General features: G+C 62.6%; 6 protein-coding genes. 4 read left to right on the top strand and 2 right to left on the bottom strand.

Annotation, left to right across the window (positions count from 1 at the left end):
• A partial coding sequence (locus GYA94_RS25565; protein ID WP_161893360.1) for a LysR substrate-binding domain-containing protein occupies positions 1-716 on the bottom strand: 716 nt, incomplete at its 3' end.
• A 77-nt stretch (positions 717-793) separates the two neighbouring features.
• Here GYA94_RS25565 and GYA94_RS25560 point away from each other — a divergent pair.
• A complete protein-coding gene (locus GYA94_RS25560) occupies positions 794-1558 on the top strand; it encodes a sulfite exporter TauE/SafE family protein (RefSeq protein ID WP_110679774.1) in 765 nt (254 codons plus the stop codon).
• Here the strand turns inward: GYA94_RS25560 and GYA94_RS25555 are convergent.
• The gene (locus tag GYA94_RS25555) at positions 1548-1862 is read right to left on the bottom strand and encodes a putative quinol monooxygenase (protein WP_009683867.1); all 315 of its coding nucleotides are present in this window, start codon (positions 1860-1862) and stop codon (positions 1548-1550) included. The two genes, GYA94_RS25560 and GYA94_RS25555, sit on opposite strands and share 11 nt — an antisense overlap.
• Before the next feature lie 163 nt (positions 1863-2025).
• On the opposite strand from GYA94_RS25555, the gene mdaB reads away from it, so the two are divergent.
• From mdaB to ggt, 3 genes are all read left to right on the top strand, one after another.
• Complete coding sequence (gene mdaB, locus GYA94_RS25550; RefSeq protein WP_110679775.1) at positions 2026-2616, top strand: NADPH:quinone oxidoreductase MdaB; 591 nt, start codon at positions 2026-2028, stop codon at positions 2614-2616.
• A gap of 121 nt (positions 2617-2737) precedes the next feature.
• Entirely contained in the window at positions 2738-3634 is an 897-nt protein-coding gene (locus GYA94_RS25545; RefSeq protein ID WP_029887177.1) for a LysR family transcriptional regulator, read from the top strand.
• Positions 3635-3751: 117 nt separating this feature from the next.
• On the top strand, positions 3752-5419 hold the full coding sequence (gene ggt, locus GYA94_RS25540; protein WP_110679776.1) for a gamma-glutamyltransferase: 1668 nt from the start codon (positions 3752-3754) through the stop codon (positions 5417-5419).
• Positions 5420-5542: the final 123 nt, after the last annotated feature.

Here is a 5542-nt window from a genome sequence, read left to right as displayed (position 1 = left end):
ACCCCAGCCCCGCCTGCAACCATGCGGATCACGCCATCAAACCCTTCGGCCCGCACTCTCACCTGCATGCGCCGCCCTTCCCGCAATGCCTGTTCCTCCAGGTACAACGCCAATGCACTGCCTGCTCCAAGCCCGACATGACCATGCGCCAGGCTGTCGATGAAGCTGGGGGCAACCTCGCTGGCCAGCGGATGGCCAGGCGGCGTTACCAGCACCAGTGGGTCGTCACGAAACGGCCGGGTTTGCAGGTGCCCGAAAGGCGCGGCTGATGAAACAATGCCAAGGTCTGCCATGCCTTGCGTAATCGCCTGCACGATGCGCAGGCTCGGCAGTTCCTGTATGTCCACGCTGACGCCGGGGTTTTCAGCCAGGTAACCGGCCACAAGTTCGGGCAGGTACTCCGTAAGTGCTGCGGTGTTGCACAGCAGGCGCACTTGGCCGTGCTGCCCCTGCGCGTACTGGCCCAGGTCGAACTGCAGGCGTTCGACCTGCTGGGCAATCAGGCGGGCATGCTGCAACAGCGCCTGGCCGGCCGGGGTCGGCTGAACACCGCGGCGGTTACGCTGCAGTAAAGGGATGCCCAGCGACGCTTCCATGGCCCGGATGCGCGCACTGGCTGCCGGCAGCGACAGATGGCTGCGGCTGGCACCGGCGGTGATGTTGCCGCACTCCAGGGTGTGCTGGAACAGCTTGAGGTCGATCAAGTCAAAATGCATGTGCCTCTGCCTTAGCAAGAGTCTGGCTAAGGGTATGGCAGATTTTCAGCCTGCCCGCCACGGGCCATTATCGGCCCATGAATACCTTGCTCGCTTTCTACCACAACATAGGCCCCGCTCTGTCGCTGCTGGTGGTGCTGACGTTCCTGCTGGCCGGCGCAGTGAAAGGCGTGATCGGCCTGGGGCTGCCCACCATCGCGATGGGCCTGCTGGGCCTGGCTATGCCTCCGGCGCAGGCTGCAGCACTGCTGATCGTGCCGTCGACCCTTACCAACCTTTGGCAGTTGGCCAGCGGCGGGCACCTGCGAGCGTTGCTGGCGCGGCTGGGCCCGATGCTGGCGCTGATCTTCATTGGCACCTTGCTGGGCAGTGCCTGGCTGGGCATCGACAGCGGGCCATGGGCCGCGCATGCGTTGGGTGCGGCCTTGCTGGCGTACGCGGTGTACGGGCTGGTTGGGCCGGGCTTGCGCTTGGCAGCGGCGCACGAGCGTTGGCTGGGGCCTGCGTGCGGGCTGGTGACGGGGGTAATCACGGCGGCAACCGGGGTATTCGTGATACCTGCGGTGCCCTACTTGCAGAGCCTGGGCCTGAGCCGCGAGCAGATGATCCAGGCGCTGGGCCTGTCGTTCACGGTTTCGACCCTGGCACTGGCTGTTGGCCTGGCCGGGCAGGATGCCCTCGGTGGCCAGGCCTTGGGTGCTTCACTGCTGATGCTGGCGCCAGCCTTGCTCGGCATGCTGGCCGGGCAGTGGTTGCGTCAGCGCATCAGCGCGTTGCTGTTCAAGCGTTGTTTCTTCATCGGCCTGGCCGCACTGGGCGGCCACTTGCTGATCAACGGTTAGCGCTGGATGCGCTGAGCATGTCGACCTGCTGGATATCGAAATCGCGCTCAAGGTAGTCCATGCGTTTTTCGAAGAAGGCGGCCATGTGCGGCAGGGCTGAATGCACATCCAGCGCGGCCTGGTCGGCCCACACTTCGAAAAACACGAACAGGCTCGGGTCCTGCTGGTCGCGCAGCATGTGGTACTCGATGCAACCTGGCTCCTGGCGGCTTGGCTCGACATAAGGGCGGAACAGGTTTTCGAACGCATCGGCCATTTCCGGGCGGGTCTTGGCTTTGAGAATGAAGGCGATCTGCTCAGTCATGAGGCGCTACTCGGTGAGGGGTGGTGAACCGATTCTACGGCAATAATGTGATGTTGATTCGTGACTTCTGGTCAATTGTATTTTGCCCGGTGACTTCTGTATCCCGCCCCATCGAACCTCTAACCTGCCGACATCAAATTTTGACTCGGCCGGGGAGGCCAGCATGAAAAAGATTCTTCTGCTCAATGGTGGTAAACAGTTCGCTCACTCTGATGGCCGCCTCAACACGACCTTGCACGAAGCGGCCATCGCCCACCTGGACCGCGCCGGTTTCGATGTAAAGCAGACGTTCATCGACGGTGGCTACGACGTGCAGGCCGAGGTCGAGAAGTTTCTCTGGGCCGATGTGATCATCTACCAGATGCCGGGCTGGTGGATGGGCGCGCCGTGGACGGTGAAGAAGTACATCGATGAAGTGTTCACCGCAGGCCATGGCAGCCTCTACGCCAACGATGGCCGCACCCGCTCGGATCACACGCAGAAGTACGGCAGCGGTGGCCTGGTGCACGGCAAGCAATACATGCTGTCGCTGACCTGGAACGCGCCGCAGCAGGCCTTCGATGACCCGAGCGATTTCTTCGAAGGCAAAGGCGTGGATGCGGTGTATTTCCCGTTCCACAAGGCCAACCAGTTCCTTGGGATGACCGGCCTGCCGACTTTCCTGGCAACGGATGTGATGAAGCGCCCGGATGTGCCGGCGGCGCTGGCAGCTTATGAGGCCCATCTGGACAAGGTGTTCGGCAAGGCAGCGTGATGGGTTGCCTGTACTGGCCTCTTCGCGGGCTGGCCCGCTCCCACGGGTGAGGTGGGAGCAGCCCACTTGGCCTGGACATGCGATTATCTGATCCTTGCACAGACCCATCACAGGCCCGAATGTGAAAACCCGATCCGAAGAACTCCAGGTGTTCGTCGCCGTCATCGACTGCGGCTCGATCTCCGCCGCTGCCGAGCAGATGGGCCAGACCCCGTCCGCCGTCAGCCGCACGTTGTCGCGCCTGGAGGGCAAGCTGGGCACCACTCTGGTCAATCGCACCACCCGGCGTATGGACCTCACCGAGGAAGGGCGTTTTTTCCTCGACCGCGCGCGGTTGATCCTGCAGCAGATGGACGACATGGAAGAGCGCCTGTCGATGAACCGCCAGACCCCTACCGGGCGTCTGCGCATCAACGCTGCCGCCCCTTTCATGCTGCATGCCATCGTGCCGTGGATCGGCGAGTTCCGCCGCCAGTACCCGGGCATAGAGCTGGAGCTGAATACCGACGACCTGATCATCGACCTGCTGGAGCACAGCACCGATGTGGCGATTCGCATCGGCGAACTGGCCGACTCCAGCCTGCATGCACGCAATCTCGGCTGCAGCCCGGTGCAGGTGCTGGCAAGCCCCGCCTACCTGGCGCAGCATGGGACGCCCCAGCGTGTCGAGGACCTGGCCAACCACTGCCTGCTTGGCTTCAGCCAGCCCGACTCGCTCAACCAGTGGCCACTGCGCCATGCCCAGGGTGACCGCTTCGGCATCCGCCCCGCGTTGCTGGCTTCCAGCGGCGAGACCCTGCGCCAGCTGGCGCTGGCCGGGGAGGGCATCGTCAGCCTGTCGCATTTCATGACCCACGAAGACATTCGCAGCGGGCGCTTGCAGGTGCTGTTGGGTGAAGCCAACAACGGTTACCGGCAACCGATTCACGCGGTGTACTACCGCAACACGCAGCTGGCCCTGCGTATTCAGTGCTTTCTGGATTTCATCCAGCGCAAGCTGGCCATGTACGCCTGCTGATTTGCCTGAACGCGACAAAGCCTGCCCACGGGCGGCGAAACGCCCTGCGGTTGATTGCACAGTCCAGGCGCATCGGTCTTACTTACTGCTCGACAAAAACAACACCAAGGAAGTGTCATGCGTATTGTCCCGTTTCAGTACCTGGCTCTCGCAACCGCGATCCTGAGCTGTTCCTCGGTTTACGCTGCGGATCTGGAAGGCGGTGCAGTGGCTGCCCCCGATCAATATGGTGCACAGGTCGCCGCCGATATCCTGAAAAAGGGCGGCAACGCAGTCGATGCCGCCGTGGCCACGGCCTTCACCCTGGCGGTGACCTACCCCGAGGCCGGCAATATCGGCGGCGGCGGTTTCATGACCCTGTTCGTCGACGGCAAGCCGTATTTCCTCGACTACCGCGAAGTGGCGCCCAAGGCCGCCACGCGCAACATGTACCTGGACGACAAGGGTGAGGTCATCGAGAACCTCAGCCTGGTCGGGGTGCGCGCCGCTGGCGTACCCGGCACGGTAATGGGCTTGTGGGAGGCGCATCGCAAGTTTGGCAAGCTGCCCTGGAGCGAGCTGCTGACCCCGGCCATCGGCTATGCGAAAAATGGCTTCAAGGTCGCGGAAAAGCAGTACCAGTACCGCAACGATGCACAGGGCATGTTCAAGACTGCGACCAACTTCAACGATTACTTCGGCAACATGAAGGTTGGCGAGCTGTTCAGGCAGCCCGAACTGGCCCAGACCCTGGAGCGTATCGCCGCCAAAGGCGTCAGCGAGTTCTACCAGGGCAAGACTGCCGATTTGCTGGTGGCGCAGATGCAGGCCGACAAGGGCCTGATCACCAAGCAAGACCTGCAGGATTACAAGGCCGTATGGCGTGAGCCGATGGCCGTCAGCTGGCGTGGCAACGTGGTGTATACCGCGCCACCACCCAGCTCCGGCGGTGTAGCCCTGGCTCAGTTGCTGGGCATCAAGGAAGACCGCGCGGCGGACTTCAAGGGGGTGGCGCACAACTCGGCGCAGTACATCCACCTGCTGGCCGAGATCGAGAAGCGCGTGTTCGCCGACCGCGCCGACTATCTCGGTGACCCGGCCTTTACCCAAGTGCCGGTGGATAAACTGGTGGCCAAGGACTACCTGGCCAAGCGCGCTGCGCAGGTCAACCCGAAAGCCATTTCCGACACTGACAAGGTCAAGCCCGGGCTGGAACCGCACCAGACCACGCACTTTTCCATCGTCGACAAGCACGGCAACGCTGTCAGCAACACCTACACCCTCAACCTCGACTACGGCAGCGGCGTGGTGGTGAAAGGGGCGGGTTTCCTGCTGAACGACGAGATGGACGATTTCAGCGCCAAGCCGGGGGCGGCCAATGCCTTTGGCGTAGTCGGCGGTGATGCCAACGCGATCGAGCCGGGCAAGCGCATGCTGTCATCAATGAGCCCCAGCCTGATGACCCGTGACGGCAAGGTCGAGCTGGTGATCGGCACCCCGGGTGGTTCGCGGATCTTTACCTCGATCTTCCAGGTGATGAACAACCTGTATGACTACGGCATGCCATTGGACAAGGCGGTGGCGGCGCAGCGTGTACACCATCAGTTGCTGCCCAAGGACACCATCTACTTCGACAGCTATGCACCGTTGACCGGGCCTGTGGCTGACGGCCTGAAGAAGATGGGGTATGTGCTGGAAGACCAGGGCTGGGAGATGGGGGATATCCAGGCGATCCGGGTGGAAGGGGCAAAGCTGGAGACTGCCTCTGATCCACGGGGGCGTGGGGTGGGCATGATCGTCAAATAGGCTGTCTCCTGTGTTGGCCAGATCGCCGGCAAGTCCGCTCCCACAGGGATCGCATCAGGGCTGACAGGTGTTTGCCACAAGATATGCAGTGCCTGTTAGAGCGAGCGCCGCCCGCGCGGCGCA

It is taken from the genome of Pseudomonas juntendi (genome assembly GCF_009932375.1).
Classification (GTDB): Bacteria; Pseudomonadota; Gammaproteobacteria; order Pseudomonadales; family Pseudomonadaceae; genus Aquipseudomonas; species Aquipseudomonas juntendi.
Note: the sequence above shows the minus strand (reverse complement) of the source record. Positions and strands in the feature narration are given on the sequence as shown.